Below are 645 nucleotides of genomic sequence, written 5' to 3' on the forward strand. Positions count from 1 at the left end.
CGGGACCGTGCACGCCCTGCCCTACACCGGCACCCTGCACCTGCTCTCGGGGAACACCTCGTGGCAGCTGGGCTTCATGCAGGTCGACGCGAACGACTCCTATGAGACCCGCTATGACGCACTCACCAGGACCTTCAAGCCCGGACGTTCCTACCAGCACGTGTTCAACGTCGGTGTCTTCGGTCCCGATCTCCCGGAAGGCACCGGACTGCTCCGGGCCGACGAGGCGATCGACGGGCGGCTTCCGCTGTTCTCGGACAGCGAGGGGAACATCAGCAACAACCGCTCACCGATCGAGAGCGCGCGAACGTCCCTCTACCGCAACGGTGAGCTCGTCAACACCAGCTCCAACCCGATGGACGTCTTCTACATCGCGGAGAACGAGCGGGCTGACTACCGGCTGACCGTCTCGGTCAAGCGCGGCACGGTCGCCGACGTCTCCACGAGCATGACCGCGAGCTGGACGTTCTCCTCCGAGTTCGCCCCGGGGATCACCAAGCTCCCCACCTCCGTCGTGCGCTTCACCCCCGCCCTGTCCCTCGACAGCACGGGCAAGGCACGGGCGAAGGTGTGGGTCCCGGTGACCGTCCGCGGCACCGCCGCGGGCAGGAACCTCAAGTCCCTGAGCGTGTGGGCCTCCTACGA

At 66.7% G+C, this 645-nt stretch carries 1 pseudogene; it reads left to right on the forward strand.

The features are described 5' to 3' along the window. Positions 1-645 (forward strand): annotated as a pseudogene (locus PV410_RS44630) (peptidase S8); the annotation flags it as partial.

The sequence above is a fragment of the Streptomyces sp. PA03-5A genome (assembly GCF_033792725.1).
Classification (GTDB): Bacteria; Actinomycetota; Actinomycetes; order Streptomycetales; family Streptomycetaceae; genus Actinacidiphila.